This window comes from Coleofasciculaceae cyanobacterium, from assembly GCA_036703275.1.
Lineage (GTDB): Bacteria > Cyanobacteriota > Cyanobacteriia > Cyanobacteriales > Xenococcaceae > Waterburya.
Map to the genome: position 1 here is coordinate 14,208 of DATNPK010000028.1, position 26,390 is coordinate 40,597.

Consider the following 26,390-nt stretch of genomic DNA (forward strand, 5'->3'; position numbering starts at 1 on the left):
TCTTTGATTGCCAGCTTTTGCCGATCGTTGCGCACCAACTCATTTTTGTTGAGGTGGGGCAATTCTCGCTCACCCTGTTAAAAATAAAAGTTAAAAATCAAAAGTTGTCCGAAGAACTCCTACATACTGTGTATCATTACTGCTATTATTTTCTGGATTAAAAATCGTCCACAAACCTGGAGTCACTGAAATATTATCATTGACCCGCAAGCGATAAAATGCTTCGATATGGTAAGCACGATCATTTTCTTCACGGACATCGCTAGAATCAACATGAGGTGGTATACCAAAGAGAATTCCAGGTAGATTGCCTTCACCGCCAAAGTCGGGAAAAGAAAGACCAACTGCCCCATACCAGGCATTTGCATCATCACCCTCGTTGACGAAAAGAGAATCGGTTTCACCTAAACCATTAGCAATTGCACTCAAACCAGAATTCTTAGCATTTGCCCAGATATATCCACCCCAAGCGTGAATTTGGAAATTCTCCGAAAAGCGATAAAATCCTTGCGTGCCAATAATGTCATTAGAAGTCGCAATATTATCGCCAAAGGGAGATGCAGAAAGAAGGCTACCCGTTCCGCCAGTAAGATTTACTCCAGCACTAGGAGCATAACCGTGAGAATAGGCAACACCAATAGCTCCTTGCTCTCCTATGTATGCTAGATGCGCTAAGGCGTTGTAACCGCCGTTAAATAAACCGTTTTCTGGCAAAGGAGAATCAGGATTATCTGCTAAATAACCTAGAGTTAAGTTGAAGTTTTCAGTAAACTCCCAATTAGCAGCAGCACCACCGCCACCTCGACGAAACAGGGGATTATATGAGCCAAATAGTGAGGGAACTCCATTACCATCATCCGCGATCAGTGCAGGAGTTATAGTGTCTGTAATGTCGGTGTAACCAATGCCGACTGGACCTACTACAAAGGAGAGTGAATCGCTAACAGGAAAATAGTAACGGACATGAGGAATTATCAGATTGTTATTGCTATCATTGTCGAAATTAAGGCGCGTCATTCCCGTACCCGTAATTGCGGCAATTTGACTATTGCCATCAGAATCAAAAAAGTTGCCGAATTCCAGACGGACTCGCAGTAAATCTTTGCCTGTAAAGCTGCTTTCAAAGTTAAGACGACCGCGATCGGCAAAGTAAACTTGGGATTGGTCTTCGTCGCTGCCTACGCTGTTACCAAAGCTATCGCTAACGGCAGTAATAATTTGAGCATTTAGTTTAGTAGTGGTTGTAAACTGTTGTGCCTCTAGTGTTGCCGTACGTGACTCTAAATTATCAACTCGTCCGCGTAAAGTAGCTAGCTCTGCGCCAAAATCGGTCTGTAATCTTTGCAGTACCGACAAGTCTTCAGCCTGGATTCGATTGTTGGTGCTGGTGGTAATTAACTCATTAATTTGGTTGAGACAGGCATTTAAACTGGCAGCAAACTCATAACGACTCAAAGTACTGTTGCCACGATAGGTAGAGTCGGGATAACCTGAAATACAGCCATAGCGCTCGGTTAATGATTGCAGAGCCTGATATGCCCAGTCAGTTGGTCGTACATCAGATAACTGCGAAACTGAAGGAACTTGTGCTTGCAGAGTGCGATCGCCTACGCTGACGCGACTAGCATAATCTCCATCTACTGGAATAGAATTATTTGCCAAAGGCGTTGCCGAGACTGCTGAAGATATTAACCAGAAAATAGGAAAGATAAATAAAATTTTTAGCATTACGTTTTAGATATGATGCAAAATCGTTTGAAATTCATCAAGTAACTTCAGCAAAAATTAAAATTTAGGAGTCAAGTAGGGGCGAATGCCCCTGCATGATTAAAAGTTCGCGTCGCCGTTCGCCCCTACTTTGATAACTGTTTATATATCTTCGAGCTCAATTCCCTTGGTTTCTTTAACAAAAAAGAACACGAAGAATATTGAGATGGCAGCAGCAATTGTATACAGACCGTAGGCAGCTCCTAGCCCAAAATATTGCAATATGGGAGGGAAAGTAGTAGAAACGGCGAAGTTTGCTACCCATTGAATTGCAGCAGCAATTGAGAGGGCAGCACCGCGAATTTTGTTATTAAACATCTCTCCTAACAATACCCAGACCACTGGTCCCCAGGAAAATCCGAAACAAAATACGTAAAGGTTGGCAGCGATGAGGGCGACAATACCTGGTGTGCCACTCAAAGTAGGATTGCCCGCAGCATCTAAAGGAGCATTGCCGAAAATATATGCCAACGTTCCTAAAGTAGCGGTCATACCAATCGAGCCTAGAACGAGCAGGGGTTTACGACCAAATTTATCAACAAAGGCGATCGCAATTAAGGTTGTAATAATGTTTACTGCGGCTGTAATTACTGTGATAGTCAGAGAATCTTGCTCGGAAAAGCCGACGGCTCGCCATAAAATACTGCTGTAGTAAAAGATGACGTTAATACCGACAAATTGCTGGAGTAAAGATAAGCCCATCCCGATCCAAACGATGGGAAGGAGTCCGCCACTTCTGCTTAAGAGGTCCGAAAACTTAGGTTGACGTTCTCGCAAAACCGTTTGCCGAATTTGCTCAATTTTTTGCCGAACATTACCCCCCAAAATTTTGGTGAGAACTTTTGTTGCTTCTGATTCTTTCCCTTGAGCAACTAAGTATCGTGGTGATTCGGGAATCATTAGAGCAGACATTCCATAGAGAACGGCTGGCGGAATTTCCGTCCAAAACATCCACCGCCAAGCGGCTATACCAAAGAGAAATGGCGACTCTGCCGAACCTGCTGATACGGCAATAAAATAGTCGCAAAGTAAAGCGATAAAAATACCGATTACAATCGCTAGCTGTTGGAGCGAGCCTAGTCTGCCTCGTAAGTGAGCTGGAGAACATTCTGCGATGTAGGCTGGTGCAATTACACTAGCTGTACCAACGGCAATTCCACCTAATAGCCGCCAAAAGGTAAAATCCCAGATGCCGATCGCCAGTCCAGAACCAATCGCACTAATGGTAAATAATACCGAAGCAGCGATCATCGCCTTGACGCGACCATAACGGTCGGCAATTTTCCCTGCATAGAAAGCTCCTAGTGCCGACCCCAATAATGCTAGGGATACGGCAAGACCGACCAATACGCTGTTAGCATTGAAACTTGTAGTCAAAGCTGCAACTGCACCGTTAATTACTGCGGTGTCAAAACCGAACAAAAAACCACCAAGAGCAGCAGCAGCAGCAATTAGAATTACATATAAAGTATTGGATTTACGGCGAGAAGTAATATTTGACATAAGTTGTATTTCATAAATATTTGATTATTGGTACATCCCAAAAACCACAGATTGATTAGGATTAGGGGCGATTTACGTGTTAAGTAGCGTCTGTGAAGGAGATATCGCCCTTACCAGATCTCTCGCCGAGAATTTATCTTCTAGACCGTTTGCGGAGTCGGTCGATGATTACGGCCGCAATAATTACTAAACCTTTGACTACTAATTGCCAGAAGTAAGACATATTTAATAGGGTCAAACCATTGTTGAGAACGGCAATGATTAACGCCCCAAAAAGAGTACCGATAATAGTCCCAATACCGCCAGTGAAGCTAGTTCCACCAAGAATCACAGCAGCGATCGCATCTAATTCGTAGCCTTGACCTAACAAACCAGTAGCACTATAAAGACGACTAGAACTCATGATTCCTGCTAAACCTGACAGTAATCCACTTACGCCGTAGACAAATAACAGTACCCGATTCACTTTTATTCCAGTCAGTCTTGCTGCCCGTTCGTTACCACCAACAGCATATATTTGTACCCCCAGAACAGTTTGTCGCAGAACAAACCAACTTACCGCTACGGTTAACAAGGCAATGATTACCAACCAGGGAAGAGGACCGATATAGCTATTACCAATCCAAGCAAAATTGATGTCGCGGTTGATCACCGTCGTGCCATTGGCAACCAAATAGGCAGTACCTCGCAAGGCTGTCAGCGTACCCAAGGTGACAATAAACGGTGGCACATTCAGAAAAGTAATCAGTGTGCCGTTAACTAGACCTAACAACAATCCTGTTAGCAAGGCAGCAGGAACAGCCAGCCAACCAATAGTTGGCAGTAGAGAGACTAATACCGCTACGACAGCAGAAACCGCCAAAATAGATCCCACTGAAAGGTCAATACCGCCAGTAAGAATCACAAAAGTCATCCCCGTTGCCAAGACAATGTTAATTGATGCCTGGCGCAGGATATTAACGGCATTACCTGCGCTAAGGAAGTTAGGACTAAGCAGAGCAAATAAAATGCAGATTAGTAACAAAATCGGCAGAATACCTGCAACCTGAACAAAATTGTTGAGGGAACGACGCTTGCTTGACTTGGGATACTTACCTGCTCTAGTTTCGGCAGGTTTTAAACTTTGTCTCATGATGCTACTACCTCCGTTGCTCCAGTTGCATATTGCATAATATTTTCTTGAGTAATTTCTTGACCCGCACTGTCGTCAAGCTCACCCACTAGCTGACCTTCTCGCATTACTAAAACGCGATCGCTCATGCCGATAATTTCTGCTAGTTCACTCGAAACCATCAAAATCGCTACGCCTTGAGCTGCTAAATCGCTGATAATGCGGTAAATTTCGCTCTTAGCACCGATATCTACCCCTCGTGTCGGCTCATCCAACATCAATACCGTGGGTTTAATCGCTAGCCATCTTGCTAGTAGTAGTTTTTGCTGATTGCCACCAGAGAGATCTACGGCTCTAATTTCTAAATTGGCGAGTCGAATATTAAAGTTTTCCACCGCTTGCTTGGCAATATTATTTACCGAACCCCAATTAACCAAACCAGCCTTGGCATCCTGCTTTAATCGATTTAAACCAATATTTTTGCGAGAACTCATTTCCAGAAACAAACCTTGATCTTTGCGGTCTTCTGGGACGTAGCCAATGCCAGCAGCAATAGCATCACCAGGGGAATTAATCTTCAGTTTTTTGCCATTAAGCCAAACTTCACCACTCGCTTTGGGGTCAGCACCAAAGATCAATCGCGATACTTCTGTGCGTCCTGCACCGACTAGTCCTGCTAAGCCAAGGATCTCTCCTGCATGAAGTTGAAAACTAGCTGGCTGCACCTTGCGCCCGTCACTAATATTTCTGACTTCTAGCACCACGGGGCCAGGATTAGTTCGCCGTTGATGTTCATAAAAGTCCTGCATTGAACGACCGACCATCATCTGTACCAAGCGTTGGGGAGAAATTTCTTGCCTAGTGAGACTGCCAATATATTGACCGTCCCGCAATACGCTAATTCGATCTGCCAGAGCATAGATTTCTTCCATCCGATGGCTGATATAGATAATTGCAATGCCGTTATGGCGCAGTTGGCGAATTACTTCAAACAAACGCTCGGTTTCTCGGTCGGATAAGGCTGCTGTCGGCTCATCCATCACCAAAATACGGCTATTATCTTTTAATGCCCGCGCAATTTCTACCTGCTGCTGTTCGGCGATCGCCAAACTGCCAACGATGGTATTTGCGCCAAAAGTAGCTCCCAAACTATCTAACACTTTTTGGGCTTCTGCTTGCATGGCTTGGCGGTTTAAAAATTGACCCTTTTTCAACTCGCTACCCATATACATATTTTCGGTAACGGTTAAATTGGGCGCAACATTAAGTTCTTGATAGATTAGATTGATACCCGCTTTACGTGCTGAAGCTGGATCGGTAATTTTTGCAGGCTTGCCATTGATGCGAATCTCACCTTCATCGGCAATGTAAGCTCCAGCTAGGATCTTCATTAAAGTGCTTTTACCCGCTCCATTCTCACCCATCAGAGCATGAACTTCTCCTGGATAAATCGTTAGAGCAACATTTTCTAATGCTGAAACACCATGAAATCGTTTTGCAATTCCCCGCATTTCTAATACGGGAGTAACGCTTGATGCCTCGGAATCCGTTTTAATATGTGCTGTCATAAGTAAATCCTGTTAAAAATAATTTTTAATCTGGTTGCTCGAAAATAAGTTATGTAATTAAAACTCGCTTTGCTTAAACCAACTAAAAGCTAAGAGCAAAGCTAAGCTAAGAGCTTTTGTTTTAACAATTAGCTCTAACTTGAATCGGATTAACCAGAATTTTTGGAATATTTGACAGAAATACTCTTAAATTTGTTTAAATATCGCTGACTTGTGCCTTTTTACCAACCTTGTGCTGTGTCAACATTTTCTTTAGTAATTAGCTTGACTGGAATCAAAATATCTTCAGTTTCAAGTTTTTGACCCTGCAAGACCTTATTTCCTACCCTGACTGCGGTTTGGGCCATTCCTCTGGGATCTTGGGTTGCTGTGGCAGCATAGATACTGTCTTCAGAGGCGATCGCATCGATCGCTTCTGGCGCACCATCAACTCCAACGATAAAAAAGTCATCGCGTTTTGCTTGATTAGCAGCCAAATCTGCTCCGACACCACTGGGGTCGTTGATCGCGAAAACCGCATCGATATCGGGGAAAGTAGTCAGCAAGTCACTCATTACTCTCAAACCTGCATCTCGGCTTCCTTCTGCGTTCTGATCTTTAGAGAGAATTTTGATCTTCGGATATTTGGATAACACACTTAAACAGCCATCCACTCGCTCAATTACGGAAGTTACTGGAGGTCCATTAACAATTACTACATTGCCTTGACCGTTTAAGCGATCGGCGATGTATTGACAGCTTACTTCTCCAGCTTGCAGATTATTTGTCGTTACCGTAGCATCTACATCTGCTTCTATGCCTGTATCTACCGCAACCACGACACTACCCGCTTTCCTCGCTCGATCGACGGCTGGTCTAATTCCTTTACTATCAGCAGCATTGAGGACAATTACGTCCGTATCGGCAGCCACAAAGTTTTCGAGTTGATTAAACTGCTGATTTAAGTCATAGCCACTAGAAACTGTAGTCACTCTGACATCATCACCGCCAATCTCTTTTGCGGCTTGTTCGGCTCCTTGCGCCATGACGACGAAGAAGGGGTTGCTTAGATCGCCAACGGTGACACCTACCGAGTCTAACTTTGCATCTTCCTGGCTTTGCATACTTACGTTAGTAGCATTGTCATTAGAAGAGGTATTCGTACAGCCGAAAAGAGTACCACTTACTAGCCCCAAGATGCTAGCAGAGATCGCTGTCTTAATGCGCTTTCCCCTACGCATCGCTATTTTGTTCGCCTTCATTTTTCCCCATCAACTTTTGAAAATTTACTCAAGCCCAGCAGTATTTAAATCTGCCAATTTTTCAAAATTCAAACTAGGTGTAAAAACTTAGACCTATTTTTAGTGCATTACAGTGTATAAGAGACTACTGTTAGTGAACTATTCTTTAATCTTGGCAGACATTTTATGAGAACGTATATTAATTTTCTTTTCCGCTCTGGCTTATGGTTGATGAAGGTAGTGATAAATGGTTGGAAGCTGCTTGTAGTAAAGAAATAGCTTTAGTTGTAGTGCGGGTTTTTTGGCAATTAAAAGTTTAAGAAATTTGAAGTTTGAATAAACTCAAGATTAATTGTGGCTAATTCTAGTCGACGAGGGATTGGCAAGTATATGCCTTCCTTATTTTCACTGTTTTTATGGATCTAGCGATCGCCATAAATTTACTAATCAGAAGGCTTAAGGGAGATTAAACTTGCTATAATTCCTGCTTTTTTTAGCTCGCGTACCAAATGTTGAGCTTGGTATTGATAAAACGATTTTGGTAAGACTATGGGCAGATTATTCAGCCATTGCCGAGCCTCAGTATAATTACATTGCGCGATCTCCATGATTTTCTCTATACCCTTGGCAGTAGCATTTTCAGTCAAAGCTCGATCTATTTGTACCTGCCAAAAACGAGGTAGCATTTCACCCCATTCAATTTGCTGTAAACCATTACTTGTAGCTAATACGATTAAGCGATCGCCAACCTGAAGCTCTACATCTTTCCAAGGCATCAAGTAATGGTGTTGTCGATATTGTTGATAAAGAATCGGCACGACACCATAGCCATGAGCGAACTCAGATAGAAGTAATCCATTGAGAGTATCACCTGCTTCGATGTTATATTCCGTTACCATCACAATGCGCTCGCTTAAGTGAAAGAAGCTAAGAACGTTTTCGCCAAAAGCAGCACAAGCAAAGACTTCCGCTGATAAAACCGCATCACACAAGACTTTAGCATCAACAAACAAAGAAGCTACACTATCATTAAATTGGCGATCTTGAGTACGAATAATTAAGGGAATTGCGGGAGCGATCGCCTGAGCCATCAAGCCAATTTCGAGATTTTCTAGATGATCATCCCCAAGTAACAGGATGCTTTTAGCATTGGCAAGATTTGCCTTAACGAGTGCTTCGGTGACATTACCTTCAACTAGGGGTATGTTAGGTAAAGCCTGTCGTTCCTGTGTGCTAATATTAAGTCCCACTAACGGCTGGTTAAGTTCTTGCAAAATAGCTGCTACTCTTTGCCCCAAACTATTCAAGCTAACGAGTACTACATGGTTGCGTTGTGGTATTGGAGGAGCAGAATCAAAAAACTGGAATCTAGAAGTGACCAAAGCACTAGTCAGCAAGGCATATAATACTCCGACAAAAGCTTGACCGATCAAGGTTAAGCCCAGGCTAAACAACCGCAGCCACCAGGGCATATAGTCAGAAGATTGTAGCGCAGAGGTAAATTTAACCCCGCCAAATAAATCTCCGTATCCTCCCAAGAGCAAAACGGCTGTTGCATAGAAAGCTTCAGAGAAAGTAATGCCAGGATAATAAAAACGGTAAATAAATATCCCAAAAATCCACAGGGTGAAGACAGTAACTGCATAGATAGTAGCAATTCGCCGAATTTGATTTTGGCTTTGGTAGTGATCTTGCCAAAATCGGACTGTTTTCTGCCAGAGCTTATTTGGTGTAATGCTTTGCCAAAATTGCCATTGCCAAGCGCGATCGTGACGCGAAGCTAATCCTTTAGGGCTCTTGATGAAAGATGGCTCGGATAAAGCCAGTTCGCGCACAACTTCAAGATAAATTAGAGTGTCTCCTATTTGTACTATGGCTTCTGGATTCCAGTTATAAAATTGCGGCGGTGTGTGAGAGTCAACCGGGATATGACTCAAGATGCAGCGAGTTGTAAGATTGAGTCTGTATACTGGTTTATCATTACACCAACTATCCTTTGGTTTTACTTGATGTTCAATGACTCGTAATAGTTGCCCTTCTAAAGTAAAATAGCCAATAGCTTCAGATCTTAGCGCTGTCAAAGCAAAAGCATGAGCCGAGAGATGGTTAGGCTCAAAAGCGACAAAATTGCCCAAATTTTCAGACAGCAGTTGGTTAAAATTTTGTTGGTCAGAACTTACAATTAGACGAACCTGCGGATTAATACGCCGTGCGACAAAAGCAGCTTCTATATTAATTCGCTCGTTCTCTGTTACCAAAAGTATCGAACGACACTCTCCGATTCCAGCTTGCTCTAAAACGCTTGCTTGACGACAATCTCCGATGATTAATTGGTCTAGTAAGCTAAGTAATTCGGGAACTTCCCAATATTCGGGTTGTATATCATCAATAGCACGAACTTTGACATTGTAATCTTTAAGAACTGCAACACAGTGTTGCCCTAAACTTTTCAGACCGCATACTAAGAAAAGATCTTGGTTAGTTTCGTGATTAATGGTGTTAGAAGTAGGCATTGTCTGTTGATGGCAGCATTACGGCCAATTGACTAGCGTTATCAATTATTTTTAAGTCAACGCACCATAGTCATTTTCACAAATTTAATTGAGTTTGTGTCCTAAAGGCATCAATCAGAGGCTTTCCTGCATCGAGTAAGCACTCTACAGTTTGGGGATCTGCTGTGTCTGGAGTACCAGAGTTGAAGGGTGGTTGGGGACTATATTCCATCATTAACTGAGTCATTTTAGCTACGTTTTCGCCACATAATAAGTCCAGTAGAATCAAACCAAAATCAATTCCCGAAGTAACTCCTGCGCCTGTAATTTGTGTTCCTGTCGATTACAACTCTTTGAGGAATAACTTCTACCCCCAACATCTTTAGCCGATCTCGAAATGCCCAATGACAAGTTGCTTGATAACCCTGTAACAACCCCGCAGCAGCCAAAATCATTGAACCTGTACAGACGCTAGTAATATATTGAGCTTCTCTAGCCTGACGTTGTAAAAATTCTAAAGTTACTTCATCTTGCATTATCTCAACTTGTCCCATACCTCCGCCAGGGACACAAATTACATCTAGTTGAGGACAATTATCAAAATCTACTGTGGGAGTTAGGATTAAACCTTCATTACTTATTACAGGTTTTAGTGACTTGCCAATTTAGTGGCGCAAGGTTTGACCAATAATAATATTGCTCAAGAGTTATGGATTAGCAAAAATACGGTTAAACAAGCTCTTAAACGAATGTTTATTAAGTTAGAAGTTCATTCTCGAACAGAAATGGTGTTCAAAATTAAAGAGCTTTTAAACCACTAGAAAATATCATCTTCATAAATAGTCAGGTTTTCTGGCTGCGATCGCTGTTCTAATTCAATGTGTATGCCCTGAGCATTCTCCTCTAGCAAATCTTCGATATAGCCAGGCTGCGATGTCTTTGCTTCTGAAAAACTCTCAAAAGGGCCGAAATAGTAAACGCACTGTGGAACTTTGGTACTTATTTTCAGCCAGTAAGGTAGCTTCGAGGATTTTTTTAAACCGATTATCTTTAATAATTTTGTGGTCAAAGACATAGTAAACTTCGCTTTTTAAACAGATATTAATATCTAGAAATAGAGTGTTCTTGCAGTTAAGCTATTTTTCAACTATGGGTATAGTAATTAGAAATGGCAAAGATCTGCTTTTAGACAAAGAGTAATTAAATACATATTTTTATTACACGCCTCAAACAGCAATTATGGGCGATTGCACATAATTGTCAGTACTATAAGCTGATTTAGTTGAGATAGAGAAGATAATTTGCGTTTTTTTTAGAGCATAAAGCTACTCGAGTATATTAATTTACCTTATTTAGAAAAATTTTAATCCAACTATAAGTTATAAGTTAATCTTTTGGCATTACTGCATAACTCCTGATTTTTTGATTAATCTAACTATTTTTGAATTTTTAACTCTGTAATTCTACTTGATTCAATAGTTTTTTGGGATTTTTCACTGAATTGCTTTAATATAATTGAAACTAATCAGAACTTTTTGGTATTTTGCTTAAGTTTTGCTCAGACCTGCAACACAGTATCTATACATCGATAAATTAATCTGCCTAAAAACGCTAAATATTTGTAATACTACAGTTACAAGCTGAAACTATTCATCAAAGAATGTATTTAAAATAAATACTTAATTTTGCCCAGCGATGTAATAAATCTTAATCGATATGTAAAGTATAATGCTATTTACCTAAAATGATAATTTGCTATGTTAACCCATTTATCATTACTAGAACAAGCAGCTAAGTTTAAAAAATCTCGAGCCAATCTGCCAAATTCAGCTGAAGTAGTTGAGGCTTTGCTTGAGCTTGAAAAGAGCGCGAAAGAAAAAACTAAATATTCTCTTGCCGATTTAACTGGCAATTGGAACTTGTGCTTTGTTACTGGAACCAAAAAAGCCAGAAAAAGAGCAGGTATTGTCTTAGGTGCAGGAAAATATATTCCTCGACTTATTAAAATCAAAATTTCTTATCAAAAAGACAGGCAAGAAATTGCCAACATTGGTAAAGTAATCAACTCCGTAAAAATTGGTTTTGTTGAGCTTTCTCTAACTGGGCCTATTAAATTTATGCCGCCCAAAGGAATTTTAGCTTTTGACTTTACCTATCTAAAAATTGTCGTATTAGGGTTGAGTTTGTATGATGGCTATATTAAAAACGGATTAAAAAAAGAAGCGGAGTTCGAGCAAAAAGAAATTAAGCATCAGGCTTTTTTCAGATATTTTTTAATTCAAGACAATTTAATTGCGGCTAGAGGTAGAGGTGGTGGATTAGCTTTATGGAGTCGAGAAGAATAAAATAAAAGAATCGCTACGGTTAATTATTTAATGATTAACTATTCCTGTTGCCAAGTTTTAGTACAGACGACAAATAATTCCACTCCATATTCGTCAGACTGAATTTGAACGGGTAAAGAACGGAATTTAGAATGAGAAAACAACTTTTCTAGATCTTCGGCAAAGCGATAAATTGAGTGCCATTCTAGGATATGTTCCAATAAAACACGGTCGGGATTTGCAGCGTGTAAATTGCCCAAAATTACTGTTCCATTAGGTAAAAGACGGTCATAAATCCAGTCCAAGATTCCAATAAATTCGCGATCGCGCAGGTAATTTGCCATACTGACGCTATAAATCATTTGTTGGGGAGGAATATCAATGTGACTGTAGCCTTCGGCTAATAAAAAGAAATTATCTTGAATAAAGGTCAGATGATCTCGAAAGCCCCATTTATGAGCCACATTGGCAGCAGAGGATAAGTCTTGATGATTGAAGTCAATACAGGTAACGTGAACGTTGGGTGGAGAAGTCTGAAAATAAAGATCCATAATTTCTGAAGCTGTACCACTAGCAATACTAGTCACGGGCATCGGGTTATTCGCTGACCAATGTTTTGTTAACTGTTTGATAGTTTCGGTAATTATGCCGCCACGATTTTTTAAAGCCAAACAGGTAGGCAAAGAACGAATCCAGCGATCTAAATAAATCCCTAGATGTCCATCGCCTTCTGGCTCATTTTGGGAAAGGATTTCGGTAATATAAGAATCGCTGACATAGCCACCTGGACGACGAAAAGAGCGATCAAAGAAGCTACTGAGCATATAAAACGGAAACGTTTCGCGGAAAAGATAAGTCCCAATCGCTTTTTGAATTTTAGGTTCTTGGATAATTTGCTCTCGTAAAGAGCTAATCAGCATATTACAGATTTTATTAATTTGTTCTTGAGCTTCGGTTTCGCTGAGTTCTTTACCGCGAATTGCCTGCTCAATACTGTAAATATTTTTTTTAAACAGCTCGGTTTCGCCGATTAATTCAGGCGGAATAGCATCTTGTCCTTCTTGTCCTGTACGCTGGGTGTCATACGTGGGCGCAATGCGCACCCGTCGCATCAAATGAGCTACTAAAGAAGAAGTCTGACGTAAACGACTAGAAAGATTGTGTGCCAAAGACTGATAAAAACGATCTGATAAACCAGGTACAGAAGTTAGCAACGAATAAAGATTTTGTTGGTCTAACACGCATACTTCTACATTGTCTTGAGCAATTACCGCAGCATTAGTCGGAACTTCTTCCAAAAAAGACAATTCACCAAAAACTTCTCCAGGCTCCAAAAAAGCGATCGCCACATCTCGACCCGAGGCTGCCCTTTCGACTCTGACCATGCCTTTGCGTACTAGATATATTGCCTGAGATAAACGACCTTCTTTTAAAATTACTTCATGCTGTTTATAGGTTGCCACCTGGGCTTTTTCTAATAAAATATTATAGTCTTCAGTAGTTAAATACTTTAATTTACTATCCATTTATATATGGGTTCTCCATGCTGCACCCCAGGTAATAGTTCCCAAAATGATCTCGTCGAGCATCATTGCTGAGAAAAGAATTTGCAGTCAGATAAATTGGGTCGTTGCGCTTGATGGTGAAATAAATTTTTAAGAGCAGCCTGTCTTCTTTGGGGAGATTCGGTTGCTAAATTCCAAAGACTTTCATAGAAGAAAAAAGATATTCCAGCAAACTCACGCTCGCGAGCGATTTTAACCTGCTGATAAATTTTATGCCACAGTATGGGGCGACCTTTTAAACCCGACAAAACACCGATACCTACGGGAATATGCTCCTTGGCTGCTAAGATTTCAGGCTGTTCTAATTCTTGTCTAAAGCTGTCGTTGCGATCGCGATATATCTGGACAATTAGTTCTTCAATCAAGCCTTTTCGCTCCCACTGGTGCCAATCAAGCAAGAAGGAGTTGAGGGAAAAATCCTGGGGGTTGGGAGACAGGGAAACAATTGCTTGAGGGTTATGCTGTTTAATCTCATGAAACAGTGTTTCAACATAAGCCGTAATTTTATCAGCACGCCAGCGCACCCAATCTGCATCTTGAGGGTCTGATGGCGGTAGTTGACCCTGATGCTCTTGTTGATATAGCTCGACCGTATATTCATCGTAGCCAAATTCTGAGGGATAGCCAAAATGGTCGTCTAGCTGAATGCCGTCGATATCGTAGTTACTGACTATCTCGACAATTAAATCCGTCATAAATTTTTGCACATCAGGGCGCAGGGGATTTAACCACACCCGTTGATGTATATCTCCTTCCCACCAAATAGTGCTGCCATCTTCTCTTTCAGTCAGCCACTGGGAATGGCGTTTAGCTAATTCTGAATCAGCAGGAGCCATAAAGCCAAACTCAAACCAAGGAATTACGCTCATTCCTTGCTTATGTCCTGCGGTGATAATTTCTGCTAAGATATCTCGTTCCTGTAGTCCTTCAGTGGGGTCAAGAGCTAATCCAGTAAACGCTTCGGACACTTTGGAAGGATAAAGAGTATAGCCCCAGTTCCAGACTGTCGGATAAACTGTATTAAAATTAGATTCAGCTAACAGTGCGATCGCCTCGGCGGTTTTAGCTGTTTCAAACAGAACATCACTATCTACATTAGTCAGCCATACTCCCCGTATTTCTCTAGGCGTATCGAGCTGGCAAATTTGGTCGGCAGGAGGCTTAATTGTCAATAGCTGGGAATGACCGGGAAGCGGGGTAATTGACACTAAGGTAAGTGCCAAAATAAACAGAAAAATCCACCAAGATAGACGACCTTTTGTTTGGCTAAACTGAACCAATTTATTGGCGTAGATATCAAATGTTTTGGCAATGCGTTCTTTCATGAATGCCGTAATATTTATAGAATATGGCGATTATAACGGTTTATTGCTAGACCTTCTTTGACAAGCCGTACAACTGAATTGAGTTTTATTCAATAATCTTATCCGATGAATATTCGTGATGCTGTAGCAGCAGATTTAACTGCAATTGTCGATATCTATAATCAAAGTATTTCTGGTCGTCTGGCAACTGCGGATATCGAACCTGTCAGTGTTGACGATAAACTAAATTGGTATCATAATCATTCTCCCAATCGTCCCCTGTGGGTAGCAGGTGAACAAAATCAGATGCTAGGCTGGCTTAGTTTTCAAAATTTTTATGGTCGTCCCGCATATCTGCATACCGCCGAAATTAGTATTTATGTGGCAACAGCATATCATCATCAGGGTATTGGTAGTCAGCTTTTACAACAGGCGATCGCTCAGAGTCCTCAACTACGGCTCACCACCCTGCTAGGCTTTGTTTTCGCTCACAATCAACCTAGCCTTAACCTCTTTTCAAGCAATGGTTTTAACCAGTGGGGTTATCTACCAAATATTGCTGAACTTGATGGAATAGAGAAAAGCTTAGTAATTTTAGGGCGTAAGATCGACAGCTAATTCTGCCTCCACTAAATACTAAGAACAAGTATTAAAAATATCTAAAACGATTTGAATCATACAGGCAAATGCCACTAAGGTAATAATTACTAAGGAAGATAGAACACTACTAGCAAGAGCTAAAATTAAAACAAAAGCTGCTGCACCCAAACGATAAAAGGTCAAAATTCTTTTGCATTTAGTTCGTCCTAGTTCGCAAGTTGTCCAATGCAGATTAGAAAGAATCAAAAGACATAAAGCCACTGCTAAACAAAACAAGACTTTTTCACCCATAGCCGAATCATGTCCTAAGCCCTGAATCATTTTTTCTACTCCAACTCCTGTGGCAGTCAAACCAACAGCCAAAGGTAAGTGAGAGTAAAGCCAGGTGAGAGCAACCACCATATCCCCTTTTCTCATCGCCTGGAGGGGAGATTCCTCTACAGTGTCGAAATACATCCACCAAAAGCTGAAGGCGATAGATAAGCCTAATAAAGCGATCGCGATGGAAATTGGAGTCCATCCGATCTCCGATACCCCGCCTACTACGGCAACAATCGATTCACCTAAAACAATAATTGTAAACAGCCCAATTCTTTCGGTAGTATGAGCCATATTGGGTGGAACTTTAACTACTCGCTTCCCTGCTGTTAAAGGAGTAGCAAAATCAACAATTAACCCGATACCCCACAACATAAAACGCCAGGGAATAGGAACAAATATCGAAGCTAACCAAAAGACAATGCTGATCGTAAAACCAATCGCATACCAACTAGTTAAAGGTCTTGCTTGGGGTACATGATATCCCGCATGAAGATATTGACAGATCAACACACCGCGAAATGAGATGTAGCTAAGGGCAAAGCCCACCGAAGAACTGTCTAATCCATGATGAATATTGGCTGCCATACTTGCTGCGATCGCCATTTGGCTCAACGTAATCAAACGATCTACCAAACCATCGTTATTAAAACGAGTATCGTAAAAGGTTGCGCCAATCCAACACCACCATACAGGGATAAACAAAATTCCCAGTTTGACTAGACCCATAAAGTTAAAGTCTTCGTTAAAATTATGGGCTAACTGCGCGATCGCTACTACGAAGATTAAATCGAAAAATAACTCTAACCAGGTTGCCCTACGTTCACCGTCCTCACATTCTTCTCGACGTAATTTTGGTGGTTGAAATATGGCTCTCGTCATGATGATAAGCTCACAAGCATTTAGTTACTCATAAATTTACCAGAAGTATTATCTTAAAGATAAAAACTTCAGCTAAGGGCGGATCGCCCTGACATCGATACATAATTAACCTACATTAGGAGATTAGTTTATGGTTTCAATAGATAGCAAAATCGGCATCATTGGCGCAGGCTCATCGGTAATATTTTTAGCTATCTTGTTGGCGCAAAAAGGGTATCAAATAGATATATTTTAAAAGTCAGCTTTTCCTCGTACCGATGGCTGCGGCATCTTACTAACCTCTAGCGGTATAACAGCACTGCAACAGGGAAACTTTGAGCTATGCGAACAAATGCTTCAGGCCGGAGTTAAGGTGAGCAAATTTGAGTTTCGTAACCTCAAAGATAAATTAGCAAATTCGCGATCGCCCGAATACCAGGCAAATGAATTACCAGGTATGCTGATCCACCGTAAAGTAATTTTAGAAACGTTATTGGCATTTTTGCCTCCAGAATCTCTGCATCTTGATGCTGAATTTGAATCGATAACTCAGACTGAGGATCTGGTAACAGCACATTTCAAAGATGGAACTTAGATGGCAAGGTGATTTGCTGATTGGTGCGGATGGTTTGTTTTCTGCTGTCAGAAAGTTAGTTGTACCAAATGTAAAACCCTTTTACTTAGGCGATCTTGTTTGGCGAAGCGTGGTTGCCGATCATGATTTTTGCACTGATGGCAATTTTATAGTTTATATCAGAGGTCGTGGTATCTATGCCAACTTCTTCGATCTCGGTCATGGTTTGACCCATTGGGGCTTTTTTATGGAAGAAGAAGACCAGCAATATAATCATAATTCTTCGGGTTACGTGCCGATTCCCGCGTCAGAGTTGGCTAAATTACCTGCAAAACCACGAACTGTAATTGAATCTACACCACCAGAACAAATAGTGACGCGCTACTCTTATGATATAGATCCTTTACCAAGACTACATCGGGGCAGGATATTATTAATTGGTGATGCGGCTCATGCTAAAAGTCCGACTCGCGCTAAGGGAATGACCTCTGGTTGGGAAGATGGTTTAACTTTATGCCATATTTTGGTTTCGGCTAAGAGTATTCCTGAAGCCTTAGCTCAATTTGAAGCCGAAAGAAAACCGATTGTTCACGAATATTAAAATACCAGTCGCCAACAAAGCTTAACTATTGGTCGAATGCGTAAAAAGAAAGCAGTTTGACGACTCCCGCCGACATTGTACCCTTGTGGTATAAATCGGGAGACTTCTTTTTGAAGAAAATTAAAATTCTACAATTACAGGAGCATGATCGCTAGGTTTTGCTAACTTTCTAGGTTCGACATCAATCCAGCATTTAGTTGCTTGTTGGTAAAGTTTTTCTGTCAGATAATGATGGTCGATTCGCCAGCCTTGGTTACGCGTAAAACCGCCAGAGCGATAATCCCACCAGCTATAGTGTCCTCCGTCGGTGGTAAATTTACGAAAAGCATCTCGCAAACCAAGTTTTAATAGCTGATTTAGAGCATTTCTTTCTCCAGGAGAAGACATAATGTGTTTATCTCTGGCCTTATCAGTGTAAATATCTTTATCTTCTAGAGCAATGTTAAAGTCACCGCAGACGCATATTTTTGCTTCTTTTGTTTGTAGAATTTGCAGGTATTCTCGCAGCATTTTAAGCCAGTTAAGCTTGTATTCATATTTTTCACTAGCGATCGCCGCTCCGTTAGGCACATAAAGATTAACAATCCTCACGTCGCCAGCAATCCCGCTAATTACCCGTTTCTGCTCATCTAATCCTGCATCCCCTACAATCGGACTAAACCCGCAGGTTACTTCCCTAAGTGGATTTAAACTAAAAAGAGCTACGCCATTATATGACTTTTGACCTGAAATATAAACGTTGTAACCCAAATCTTCAAAAGGCGATCGCGGAAAGTCACGATCTTGGACTTTAGTTTCTTGTAGACAAAGCACATCTACCTGATATTGGTGTAACCAATTTGTCACAATTTGTAGGCGAGTGCGAATTGAATTAACGTTCCAAGTAGCTACTTTCAATGATTAAATCCTAATTATTAATGCTCGAGTAAATTATCGCCATGAAATCTCAGTTATCAACCCTTGATGTTTTTGTTTATGGCACTCTCAAGCCAGGAGAAGCTAATTATTCGGCTTACTGTGGCGCAAAAGTAGTATCTCAAATACCTGTTTATACCAGGGGAGATTTATATGCCTTACCGATAGGCTATCCTGCCATGAGCCAGGGAGAAAACCAAGTTCACGGAGTTGTTTTAAGGTTTAACGATTTCAGCATTTTAGCTAGTTTAGATCGACTTGAAGATTATCATGAACAACGAACCCCCGAGCTAAATGAATATTATCGACAGTTAGCTTCAGTTTATAATTACAGCGATCGCTTAATTGGTCAAGCCTGGGCATACTATATGGCGATCGCTAGAATTAAACAACATCAAGGAAAGAAAATTACTTCAGGTTGTTGGACTGGTTCACTAAATATTTCTTTAAATTCAAGTCAATTTTAGAGTTATTGACAAATCATCAATAAAATTAACTTGAATTTATTTGCGCGACAAATAAACAAATAATCGATCCGAAGCTAAACTGGAAAATGCTCTCAATCGCCTGGGTCTATGTCCAACCTAAAAGAATCGCCCAAACCTAATTCTGATATTACCGACTATGAATGGGGAGTTACCCCTCACCCAGTTAAAGCAACTATTGATCGCCTACAGCAGCTACTCCAACAAAAGCAGGATAAATTAGAGAACTTACAAAAAGAAAACCAGTGGTTACGAAATCAGCTTGATTTGACTTTAGACAAACCCAATCGTCCTCACGTACCACCTGTACCAGAAGTCTTACTTTGGGCTGCTATTGGCGTAATTTTGACTACTGGTGGTACTTTTATTCCAGCTTATACTATTGCTGCTCCTTGGTCATGGTGGGGAAATGGATTTGGGGTTCAAACTTTGGGAGTTAGCTATCAGGTAGGTGCAGTATTGCTTACCGCTTGCTTGGGTGGCAAAAATGCTGCTTTGATCTCGCAAACTGCTTATGTTTTGTTAGGTATATCAGGATTGCCTATCTTCGATCGCGGTGGTGGTTTAGATTATCTCCAACAACCCCACTTTGGTTATCTAATTGGGTTTATTTTAGGTGCTTGGCTGTGTGGCTGGCTGTCCTTCCAAACACTGGTAAAGTTTTCAACTTTAGTTGCTAGCTGTTTGGCTGGGCTGATTGTAATTCATCTAATAGGTATTATTTATCTTACGGTGATGTATTACACAACTGGTTTGGAAGAAGAAATTAATTCTCTCATCCAGGCGATCGCTATTTATTCAATTCATCCCCTTCCAGGACAATTGGCGGTAGTTTGTGCCGTAAGTTTAGTTGCTTTTGTGATGCGAAAAATGATGTTTACTTAAAAGCCGATCGGTTTTTAGCTATTAGCTATTAGCTATTAGTCTAATTAAACAAGATCCAAAAAAAGACGCTCTAAATAAACGCCTTAATAAATAGCTCATAAATAATTTTTAGTTCATCGGCTACTCAAGTTTCTTCAGATTATCAATTCCACCTAAGAATTGATCGGTTAACAAGTTCCATACGGTACGGTTTTCATTGATTTTAATATTGGCTTGAACGTCCATTCCAGGCTGAAGATATTTCTTTTCATTCCTAATCGTGAGATAATCCTGAGCGAGTTCCACCTTAGCAACATAGCGGAAAAAATCATATGGTGGTTCTGGCTCTAAAGCACTGGCACTGATGAATTCCACTTTGCCTTTAATATCGCCATATTCACTGTAGTTAAAGGCACTAATCCGCACGTCGGTTGTCATTCCTTTGCGGACAAAACCAATATCTTGAGGCGCAATAAATATTTCCGCTACTAAATCTTCGGTCGGCACAATTTGCAGCACTGGATTGGCTGCTTGACCAGCAGGAGGGACGTAGCCAGGATAGGCGCGGAGATCGAAAACGTCTCCCGTAACGGGAGCAACAATTGTTTGATATTTCAGATTTTGTTCGGCACTGCTAATTTGACTGTTTATTTCGGCAATTTGCTTATCGTTTTCCACGATGGTTTTATTTAGTTGGCTATCTATTTCTGACAGTCGCTTACTGTTTTCAGCCCGTTGATCGTACAGCTCTTTTTTAGATAGAGTAGTAGTGTTGTTTAACTGTTCTCTCGCCTGGGCGATATCTAGATCCAACCGCTGTTCTTCTTGTAATAAACGGTTGATTTCCGCTTGCAGAGTCGTTGCTTCCTGTTGTTGACGATCGCGCTCTAGATTTCCCTCCTTCATGTCATCTACCATTGAGGCATTGCGATCGTTAACTTTTTGCCTTTGTTGATCGACCTGAATTTTGGCGATTCCTCCCTCTTTATAGACAGGCATAATAGCGTCTAAAGTTTCACGTTCAATTTTTATGCTATCTTCTGCCTGTTCGATCGCCTCTTGGTTGCGCTGCTTGATTTCGATTAAATTTTGCTTTGCCGTATTTAACTGCGCTTGGCTGTCTTGTAATTGAATATTGTTTTGCTGTAATTGTTTTTCTAGCTGTTCAACTTCTAGTCTGGCTGTTGCTGTTCGCTCTCTAATATCTGCTTGAGAGGCTGCTAATCTTGCCTGTTGTTCTGAGCCTAAGCTACCTCCAGACTCACCCAAAAGACGATTAAATAGCTGATTTTCTGCTCTTAACTCGGCTCGATTACGAGTTAAATAAGTCACTTCCTTAGGGATTTTCAATGACGCGATCGCGCCATTAATATTACCAGAATCGAGATCTCCTGCCATCAAAGCGCGATAAAACTTATTTTCCTGAGTCAGAGACTTACGCACCTGGCTTAGAGAATCAACCTGTGCCTTAGAAGTAGTAGAATCTAAAACCAGTAACACATCTCCTTTTTTGACTCGTTGTCCTTCCTCAACCTTGACTTCTTCGACGACACCATTGGTAGGCACTTGAATTTCTTGTAACTCACCTGTTGGTTGAATTATGCCTGTGGCAGGAATCACCTGTTCAATTTTGGCAAATTTAGCCCAAATCAAACTAAACGCAGTTACTCCAACAATGCACCCCATAATCAATCGAGACCATCTAGGAGAAGAGCGTAGAATTACTGTTTGCTCAAATTTACGAGTGTTGATTGAAGCAGGATTGCGTTTAGCCAAAGTAGAAATATCTCTAGCAGATTTACTGCGAACTAGTTCTCCTGGGGGATAAGATTTTTCAGAATGAGCCACGGTTTCTGGGGCGCGAGTTGCCAAAGGAGATATAGCTGGTAGTTTTGATGCGTCTTTTGGCTGTGGTAGAGCCAAATTACGGTAAATTCCTGGTCCAATTTGAGCATAGCCACGATGAACCGATCTGATTGCATCCGTCAATTCTATGGCTGGAGTACCTTTGAGCAGATAGCCCATCGCTCCAGAGCTAAGAGAGCGAGCTACATATTCCTGATTATCAAAAGTACTAAGCACTAATACTTTGACTTTGGAAAATTTTTGGCAGATCGCCTTTGTCGCTTCCATCCCGTTCATTCCAGGCATTTCCATGTCCATTAGAACAACATCTGGAGCGAGAGATTCTACCTGTTTAACGGCGTGTTCTCCGTTTTCAGCAACTCCAACTATTTCGAGATCGTGTTCTGCTTTGATTAAGGCTTTTAATCCTTCCCTAATCATTTTTTGATCGTCTACGATTAGAACGCGAATCATACTATCGGGCGGGGTAGCAGCATCATCATTTACATGTTTTGTTTGACCTGCATCTGAGGGCAAACTGCTACTACCTGAAAGGTAATCACTATTACCGTTGTTGGATGAGTTCATAATGTTAGATAATTAGTAACTTCTTCAAATATTAGATTATGAGCTAGCTTCTTATAGAAAAATGTAATTATGGTTAATTATCACACTGAACATTAATCAGCATTTTCAATTTAGTTTAAGGGTAGTTTAAGGGCAAAGCCAGTTCTAGATTTTGGCTCAATCAAAAAGGAATCATTTGCTTTTTCTAAGATTAATTATGTATTTTTCTAATTAAATAAATTAGAGTAAATTAAGTATTTAACATAACCAGTCCTTTATAACTGATATTTTAGCTCTTCGACATCAAGAAATTCTATATTATTTAAAGAGGATATTTTCATGACATCTTAATTTCGCTACTATAATTATTCCCACTCTTTGGGAATAATCTTACAAAAACTTAAATAAAATCAGTTTGGCATACAATTACATACAATTAGGGTAACCAGCTTTTCCATTTTCTGAACTCAATTATTTAAGATTATGACTACGGCAAAATCAACCTCTACAGGTCAAAATCAAGACAAAAATCTAGAAGCTATGAGAAAATTTGCCGAAAAGTATGCTCAACGCACAGATACTTATTTTTGCAGTAATTTATCAGTCACTGCTGCGGTAATTAAAGGATTAGCCCAGCACAAGCAAGAATTAGGTTCTCCTCTATGCCCCTGTCGCCACTATGAAGATAAACAGGCAGAGGTAAAAAAAGCCTATTGGAATTGCCCTTGTGTTCCAATGCGGGAAGAAAAGAAATGTCACTGTATGTTATTTTTAACTCCCGATAACGCCTTTGCCAGTAATATTCAGGAAATCAGCACCGAACAAATCAATCAACTTTGTAGTGAAATGGAATGAAGATATTACAAGTCAAGAGTAGCTTAACTATCTTCCTTTGACTATAACCCTACAACCCTGCAACGCCGCATCATCGATCAAAGCACTTTATTAGTATGGCAGCATCACCAGAATTTGAACGAGGAATCGCTGAATTCAATCAGCAGCAGTTTTACGCCTGTCACGATACTTTAGAAGCTATTTGGGTTGATGCTCCTGAAGCAGATAAACGTTTTTATCAGGGAATTCTACAGGTTGCAGTGAGTTGTTATCATTTAAGCAACGATAATCTGCGCGGGTCAATTATTCTTTTAGGAGAGGCGGTTAAACGCTTATGCGATTATCAGCCAGAATATGAAGGAGTAGATGTTGAACAGCTACTCGAGCAAGCGATAAATCTGCTTCAAGCATTACAACAGCTAAAGCCAGAGCAAACTAGCAATTTTTTTCAGCGGCTACAGCATAAGCATTCACAGAAGCAAGCCGAAACTACAGAAGATAATTCAGAATCTATCGAAGATTTAATTGCTAGCTGTCAAATTCCCTATATTAATAAAATTTAAAAAAGCTATTAGCTAATAGTTAATAGCCCTTCGGGTTCAGCATTTGCGACGCGAAGCTATATGCCCTAAAGGATAACGCTTAGTTTGGTGGAAACCCCCATGAGCGATTGTCGTAAGACAGCCTCTGAAGGGGAAAAGTCTTAGAAGATCCCAATGCAGCAGGAATCCCCGTCATTTATGCGGGGGGTGCGATTCGTTCATACGAAATCCTATATTTTAGGAGGGATGTATGGCTTCTGTTAAGTAACCGAAAGGTAGAGTTCGCACTTTAATCCTTAACAGATGATAACTTGTATTTCTTCAAGGTGAGGCTAGTAACCTAGAACACCAAGTCCTTGTCCTCTTGTGCGGAGGAAAAAAGTACACAGCGTCCCTATCGGCGACGATAGAGAGAAGTTTCCCTTATATCTGGGATGACAACCCAGATATAAAAGCGGGAGTGAAAGCGAACAGAGCGATAATTGCTGAAAACGTCTAATCGCTAACATGAGTTTTATAAGCGACCTGGACTGAGGATAACACCGAGGAATAGGAAATCGTGGGGTAGACAAACTAATCATTTACTGAACCATCTTAAACAAGGAGGCAAGGGATATAAGCTAGTGGTGTTAAAGACCACACCTTGCTACCCGAAATATCGGGACGAGTTTAGATTTACGTAGCTCTCTCGTTTTACGTAACGCACAATTAGCTCATACAGGTGGATAAATGAACCCTAACGGACTCAAATCAACTGTATATGCCGTCATATACAGCAAAGGAATACAGGAACGATAGTAACTCAACCTCATCCCCAGATTAACTGGTAGGTATCGTCAAAACCGTATGGTGAGATTGAGGAAGATGGGTCAAGAAGCAAAAGCCTAACCTGAAACCAGTAATGCCTGAAAAGGGACGGGGTAACGCCCAGGATAAGCAGACGTGACTCGCAATATATCAATGTGTAAGGGTACAAGTAGTAGTATATATGCCTAATACAGACTCAATTAAATTGAATACTGTGGGATGGGACGATATTAATTGGCTTAAAGTCGAAAGATATGTCTATAAGCAACAAAAGCGCATTTACGCAGCATCTCATCATGGAGATATAAGACAAGTTAGAAAACTTCAAAAGACATTAATGAGGTCATGGTCTAACAAGGTTCTAGCGATTCGTAGGGTAACACAAGATAATCGTGGCAAAAAGACAGCAGGAGTGGACGGTAAGAAATCACTGTCCCTATCAGCACGTCTTAAGCTCATAGGGCAATTAAAACTTACAGGGAAAAGTAGACCAACTCGAAGAGTTTGGATACCTAAACCTGGAAAGGAAGAAAAACGCCCATTAGGAATACCCACTATTAACGACCGCGCCTTGCAAGCGTTAATAAAAAACGCATTAGAGCCAGAGTGGGAAGCTCTATTTGAGCCAAATTCCTACGGCTTTCGACCAGGACGATCCTGTCAGGATGCAGTATGGGCAATTAAAAACGCCATACAGAATAAAGCAAAATACGTGCTTGACGCTGATATTGCGAAATGTTTTGACCGCATCAACCACTTAGCCTTACTACAGAAACTCGGTTACACGGGTAAATTCAGGCAACAAATTAAAGCCTGGTTAAAATCTGGAGTCATAGATCAAAAGGTATTTACTGCCACATCTGAAGGAACACCGCAAGGTGGGGTTATAAGCCCCTTACTTGCTAATGTTGCTCTACATGGAATAGAAAATATGTTAATGGAGTTCGCCAAAACTCTTGATATGAAGAGGAAAGACAAACCTAAAAACCAGATTAGCTGGCAACAAAAGGTTAAGTCCCTTACGTTTATCAGGTATGCAGATGACTTTCTCCTAATACATCATGACCTAAGTGTAGTCCAAAGATGCAGAGAATTAATCTCTGAGTGGTTAAAAGACATGGGACTGGAACTAAAACCATCCAAAACCAGAATCGCCCACACTCTAATTACAGAGCAAAGCGAAGACGGAAAAGCTGGATTTGATTTTCTTGGATATCATATACGACAATTTCGTACAGGTAAACACAGAAGCTCAATACATCCCAGCACTAAGGAAAAACTAGGTTTTAGAACGCTCATTATTCCTTCCAAAGATGCTTTAAAAAGACATCAACAGAAAATTAAAGATGTTATCAAAAAGCACAAATATTCCCACCAGGCAAAACTAATAGTTGAGCTTAATCCAATCATTAGAGGATGGACAAACTATTATTCATTCCAAAGATGCTCAAACAATGGGGATACTTACAGGACAAGACCGCTTGGTTTTTCTAAAACTCAGAGCATGGAGTCGTCATCGTACAGGTGACTGGTACAAAGCTCGAAAGAAATATTGGACAACCATTGATAAAAATAATTGGGTATTCGCAACCAGAAAAAAGAAGATGAAAATCCTCTTCGGTTACTAACACACACTGAGTTCGGAAGCAGAGGTTCTGAGTACGTGAAAGTTAAAGGCGATTCTAGCCCATTTGATGGAAGGTTAATTTACTGGAGTATTAGG

General features: G+C 40.7%; 24 protein-coding genes. 10 read left to right on the plus strand and 14 right to left on the minus strand.

The genetic code is table 11. The features are described 5' to 3' along the window. Positions 1-90: 90 nt before the first annotated feature. The 8 genes from V6C71_06780 to V6C71_06815 form a co-directional block, all read right to left on the minus strand. Positions 91-1,728 carry an iron uptake porin gene (locus tag V6C71_06780; GenBank protein ID HEY9768200.1) on the minus strand — a complete coding sequence of 546 codons (1,638 nt, stop codon included), beginning with the start codon at positions 1,726-1,728 and terminating at the stop codon, positions 91-93. 141 nt (positions 1,729-1,869) lie between these two features. Continuing rightward, complete coding sequence (locus V6C71_06785; GenBank protein HEY9768201.1) at positions 1,870-3,270, minus strand: sugar porter family MFS transporter; 1,401 nt, start codon at positions 3,268-3,270, stop codon at positions 1,870-1,872. 133 nt (positions 3,271-3,403) lie between these two features. After that, positions 3,404-4,402 carry a ribose ABC transporter permease gene (locus tag V6C71_06790; GenBank protein HEY9768202.1) on the minus strand — a complete coding sequence of 333 codons (999 nt, stop codon included), beginning with the start codon at positions 4,400-4,402 and terminating at the stop codon, positions 3,404-3,406. Further along, on the minus strand, positions 4,399-5,949 hold the full coding sequence (locus V6C71_06795; GenBank protein ID HEY9768203.1) for a sugar ABC transporter ATP-binding protein: 1,551 nt from the start codon (positions 5,947-5,949) through the stop codon (positions 4,399-4,401). Before V6C71_06795 ends, V6C71_06790 begins: the two co-directional genes overlap by 4 nt. 221 nt (positions 5,950-6,170) lie before the next feature. Then, positions 6,171-7,169 carry an ABC transporter substrate-binding protein gene (locus V6C71_06800; protein ID HEY9768204.1) on the minus strand — a complete coding sequence of 333 codons (999 nt, stop codon included), beginning with the start codon at positions 7,167-7,169 and terminating at the stop codon, positions 6,171-6,173. Positions 7,170-7,612: 443 nt separating this feature from the next. Continuing rightward, complete coding sequence (locus tag V6C71_06805) at positions 7,613-9,682, minus strand: NAD-binding protein (GenBank protein ID HEY9768205.1); 2,070 nt, start codon at positions 9,680-9,682, stop codon at positions 7,613-7,615. 76 nt (positions 9,683-9,758) lie between these two features. Beyond that, positions 9,759-9,950, minus strand: coding sequence for a hypothetical protein (locus V6C71_06810; GenBank protein HEY9768206.1), 192 nt, complete (start codon positions 9,948-9,950; stop codon positions 9,759-9,761). A 7-nt stretch (positions 9,951-9,957) separates the two neighbouring features. Continuing rightward, the gene (locus tag V6C71_06815) at positions 9,958-10,326 is read right to left on the minus strand and encodes a DJ-1/PfpI family protein (protein HEY9768207.1); all 369 of its coding nucleotides are present in this window, start codon (positions 10,324-10,326) and stop codon (positions 9,958-9,960) included. Between the two features lie 3 nt (positions 10,327-10,329). Here V6C71_06815 and V6C71_06820 point away from each other — a divergent pair, with 3 nt between their 5' ends. Then, on the plus strand, positions 10,330-10,482 hold the full coding sequence (locus tag V6C71_06820) for a helix-turn-helix transcriptional regulator (protein HEY9768208.1): 153 nt from the start codon (positions 10,330-10,332) through the stop codon (positions 10,480-10,482). Here the strand turns inward: V6C71_06820 and V6C71_06825 are convergent. Then, entirely contained in the window at positions 10,479-10,736 is a 258-nt protein-coding gene (locus V6C71_06825; protein HEY9768209.1) for a DUF1816 domain-containing protein, read from the minus strand. The genes V6C71_06820 and V6C71_06825 overlap by 4 nt on opposite strands. Positions 10,737-11,418: 682 nt before the next feature. Between V6C71_06825 and V6C71_06830 the strand changes: the two genes are divergently transcribed. Beyond that, entirely contained in the window at positions 11,419-12,006 is a 588-nt protein-coding gene (locus V6C71_06830; GenBank protein ID HEY9768210.1) for a hypothetical protein, read from the plus strand. Between the two features lie 38 nt (positions 12,007-12,044). Here V6C71_06830 and V6C71_06835 read toward each other — a convergent pair whose 3' ends face one another. Then, positions 12,045-13,511, minus strand: a complete 1,467-nt coding sequence (locus tag V6C71_06835; GenBank protein ID HEY9768211.1) for a cyclic nucleotide-binding domain-containing protein — start codon at positions 13,509-13,511, stop codon at positions 12,045-12,047. Between the two features lie 62 nt (positions 13,512-13,573). Continuing rightward, positions 13,574-14,875: a glycoside hydrolase family 10 protein gene (locus V6C71_06840; protein HEY9768212.1), complete on the minus strand. Its 1,302-nt coding sequence runs from the start codon at positions 14,873-14,875 to the stop codon at positions 13,574-13,576. Between the two features lie 105 nt (positions 14,876-14,980). Here V6C71_06840 and V6C71_06845 point away from each other — a divergent pair, with 105 nt between their 5' ends. Beyond that, a complete protein-coding gene (locus V6C71_06845) occupies positions 14,981-15,472 on the plus strand; it encodes an N-acetyltransferase family protein (GenBank protein ID HEY9768213.1) in 492 nt (163 codons plus the stop codon). A gap of 18 nt (positions 15,473-15,490) precedes the next feature. Here V6C71_06845 and V6C71_06850 read toward each other — a convergent pair whose 3' ends face one another. Then, a complete protein-coding gene (locus V6C71_06850; GenBank protein ID HEY9768214.1) occupies positions 15,491-16,654 on the minus strand; it encodes a low temperature requirement protein A in 1,164 nt (387 codons plus the stop codon). A 331-nt stretch (positions 16,655-16,985) separates the two neighbouring features. Between V6C71_06850 and V6C71_06855 the strand changes: the two genes are divergently transcribed. Together V6C71_06855 and V6C71_06860 are read left to right on the plus strand one after the other, a co-directional pair. Continuing rightward, on the plus strand, positions 16,986-17,228 hold the full coding sequence (locus V6C71_06855) for a hypothetical protein (GenBank protein ID HEY9768215.1): 243 nt from the start codon (positions 16,986-16,988) through the stop codon (positions 17,226-17,228). Next, positions 17,218-17,808, plus strand: coding sequence for an FAD-dependent monooxygenase (locus V6C71_06860; GenBank protein ID HEY9768216.1), 591 nt, complete (start codon positions 17,218-17,220; stop codon positions 17,806-17,808). The genes V6C71_06855 and V6C71_06860 overlap by 11 nt, the downstream gene beginning before the upstream one ends. Positions 17,809-17,928: 120 nt before the next feature. Here the strand turns inward: V6C71_06860 and xth are convergent, their stop codons facing one another. Beyond that, positions 17,929-18,705 (minus strand): exodeoxyribonuclease III, encoded by a 777-nt coding sequence (gene xth / locus V6C71_06865; GenBank protein ID HEY9768217.1) that lies wholly within the window; start codon positions 18,703-18,705, stop codon positions 17,929-17,931. A gap of 41 nt (positions 18,706-18,746) precedes the next feature. Here xth and V6C71_06870 point away from each other — a divergent pair, with 41 nt between their 5' ends. Together V6C71_06870 and V6C71_06875 are read left to right on the plus strand one after the other, a co-directional pair. After that, entirely contained in the window at positions 18,747-19,190 is a 444-nt protein-coding gene (locus V6C71_06870) for a gamma-glutamylcyclotransferase family protein (GenBank protein HEY9768218.1), read from the plus strand. Positions 19,191-19,298: 108 nt separating this feature from the next. After that, the gene (locus tag V6C71_06875; GenBank protein HEY9768219.1) at positions 19,299-20,093 is read left to right on the plus strand and encodes a biotin transporter BioY; all 795 of its coding nucleotides are present in this window, start codon (positions 19,299-19,301) and stop codon (positions 20,091-20,093) included. 120 nt (positions 20,094-20,213) lie between these two features. Here V6C71_06875 and V6C71_06880 read toward each other — a convergent pair whose 3' ends face one another. Then, entirely contained in the window at positions 20,214-22,505 is a 2,292-nt protein-coding gene (locus V6C71_06880; GenBank protein ID HEY9768220.1) for a response regulator, read from the minus strand. 462 nt (positions 22,506-22,967) lie between these two features. On the opposite strand from V6C71_06880, the gene V6C71_06885 reads away from it, so the two are divergent. The 3 genes from V6C71_06885 (at position 22,968) to ltrA (ending at position 26,195) form a co-directional block, all read left to right on the plus strand. Then, positions 22,968-23,339, plus strand: coding sequence for a ferredoxin-thioredoxin reductase catalytic domain-containing protein (locus tag V6C71_06885; protein ID HEY9768221.1), 372 nt, complete (start codon positions 22,968-22,970; stop codon positions 23,337-23,339). A 95-nt stretch (positions 23,340-23,434) separates the two neighbouring features. Continuing rightward, entirely contained in the window at positions 23,435-23,881 is a 447-nt protein-coding gene (locus V6C71_06890; protein ID HEY9768222.1) for a DUF309 domain-containing protein, read from the plus strand. Between the two features lie 967 nt (positions 23,882-24,848). Continuing rightward, complete coding sequence (gene ltrA / locus V6C71_06895) at positions 24,849-26,195, plus strand: group II intron reverse transcriptase/maturase (GenBank protein ID HEY9768223.1); 1,347 nt, start codon at positions 24,849-24,851, stop codon at positions 26,193-26,195. Positions 26,196-26,390: the final 195 nt, after the last annotated feature.

Excerpts from the sequence above, each read along its gene's own strand:
- V6C71_06780 (HEY9768200.1), bottom strand. The coding sequence starts at position 1,728 with ATGCTAAAAATTTTATTTATCTTTCCTATTTTCTGGTTAATATCTTCA.
- V6C71_06785 (HEY9768201.1), bottom strand. The coding sequence starts at position 3,270 with ATGTCAAATATTACTTCTCGCCGTAAATCCAATACTTTATATGTAATT.
- V6C71_06790 (HEY9768202.1), bottom strand. The coding sequence starts at position 4,402 with ATGAGACAAAGTTTAAAACCTGCCGAAACTAGAGCAGGTAAGTATCCC.
- V6C71_06795 (HEY9768203.1), bottom strand. The coding sequence starts at position 5,949 with ATGACAGCACATATTAAAACGGATTCCGAGGCATCAAGCGTTACTCCC.
- V6C71_06800 (HEY9768204.1), bottom strand. The coding sequence starts at position 7,169 with ATGCGTAGGGGAAAGCGCATTAAGACAGCGATCTCTGCTAGCATCTTG.
- V6C71_06805 (HEY9768205.1), bottom strand. The coding sequence starts at position 9,682 with ATGCCTACTTCTAACACCATTAATCACGAAACTAACCAAGATCTTTTC.
- V6C71_06825 (HEY9768209.1), bottom strand. The coding sequence starts at position 10,736 with ATGTCTTTGACCACAAAATTATTAAAGATAATCGGTTTAAAAAAATCC.
- V6C71_06830 (HEY9768210.1), top strand. The coding sequence starts at position 11,419 with ATGTTAACCCATTTATCATTACTAGAACAAGCAGCTAAGTTTAAAAAA.
- V6C71_06835 (HEY9768211.1), bottom strand. The coding sequence starts at position 13,511 with ATGGATAGTAAATTAAAGTATTTAACTACTGAAGACTATAATATTTTA.
- V6C71_06840 (HEY9768212.1), bottom strand. The coding sequence starts at position 14,875 with ATGAAAGAACGCATTGCCAAAACATTTGATATCTACGCCAATAAATTG.
- V6C71_06845 (HEY9768213.1), top strand. The coding sequence starts at position 14,981 with ATGAATATTCGTGATGCTGTAGCAGCAGATTTAACTGCAATTGTCGAT.
- V6C71_06850 (HEY9768214.1), bottom strand. The coding sequence starts at position 16,654 with ATGACGAGAGCCATATTTCAACCACCAAAATTACGTCGAGAAGAATGT.
- V6C71_06855 (HEY9768215.1), top strand. The coding sequence starts at position 16,986 with ATGCTTCAGGCCGGAGTTAAGGTGAGCAAATTTGAGTTTCGTAACCTC.
- V6C71_06860 (HEY9768216.1), top strand. The coding sequence starts at position 17,218 with ATGGAACTTAGATGGCAAGGTGATTTGCTGATTGGTGCGGATGGTTTG.
- V6C71_06870 (HEY9768218.1), top strand. The coding sequence starts at position 18,747 with ATGAAATCTCAGTTATCAACCCTTGATGTTTTTGTTTATGGCACTCTC.
- V6C71_06875 (HEY9768219.1), top strand. The coding sequence starts at position 19,299 with ATGTCCAACCTAAAAGAATCGCCCAAACCTAATTCTGATATTACCGAC.
- V6C71_06880 (HEY9768220.1), bottom strand. The coding sequence starts at position 22,505 with ATGAACTCATCCAACAACGGTAATAGTGATTACCTTTCAGGTAGTAGC.
- V6C71_06885 (HEY9768221.1), top strand. The coding sequence starts at position 22,968 with ATGACTACGGCAAAATCAACCTCTACAGGTCAAAATCAAGACAAAAAT.
- V6C71_06890 (HEY9768222.1), top strand. The coding sequence starts at position 23,435 with ATGGCAGCATCACCAGAATTTGAACGAGGAATCGCTGAATTCAATCAG.
- ltrA (HEY9768223.1), top strand. The coding sequence starts at position 24,849 with ATGCCTAATACAGACTCAATTAAATTGAATACTGTGGGATGGGACGAT.